This is a genomic window from Oleiphilus sp. HI0067 (assembly GCF_001635735.1).
Genome location: NZ_LWFI01000550.1, coordinates 1 through 726, shown reverse-complemented (window position 1 = coordinate 726; position 726 = coordinate 1). Strand labels below are relative to the sequence as shown.

Sequence of the window (726 nt, the reverse complement as noted above, 5' to 3'; positions counted from 1 at the left end):
GTCTGTTTTACTTCGATAACAGATTTTAAATAGCCATAGCTAGACCACGTTTCAGCATGCGAAGTAGCAGAAATATCACTTATCACACGTGTTACATTTTTATCTCGATCGAGCATCACAATCTGAGGAATAAAAGCACCATGCTTTATCCCATACTGTTTATATCCCTTCACAAAGGTTTTTACAGTGAGTAAATAGTCTTTCTTTAAATTCGGCACACGGACCAAACGATAGCGACTATCGCCATCAATGAATCGATAAGAGAAGTCGTCTTGACCAATAGGGACATGTAAGCTCTTGTCAGACCTTAGTTGTAACACACCAACGTTCGGGATTTTGTTACAACAACGCGTATTAAAACGCTCGAAGTAGCTATCAGCCTCGTCTAAGGACAAAATTCTAGCAACGTTTGGGTCGGCATTATCAGGAAGTGAAATAGACTGATTAACATCCTCTACCGAATGAGTAGTTGCTTTGCTGACACTTTCATTGGTCTTACGTCTTTCTATTTCTTCCTTAATCACCTGCGGGCTGTAAAAAATAACATTCGACTCACCAGTACCATCAAACGTAACGAAGAATGGACGATCGCCATCGCTATCTACATTGCCTTGAAGAAGATCTTCACTGTCTACAAACTCAGCAGGATTGACTTTCGTTGCATCATACGCATTTCGTCCCTCATTCGCTCTTAAGCGCCGAATGACCTCATCTGTCTCATTCTCC

Annotated in this window: 1 protein-coding gene; it reads right to left on the bottom strand. The window is 41.2% G+C overall.

What is annotated here, in order from left to right:
• Window positions 1-726, bottom strand: a 726-nt coding sequence (locus tag A3739_RS29510; protein ID WP_197472120.1) for a hypothetical protein, incomplete at both ends; no start/stop codon positions are given.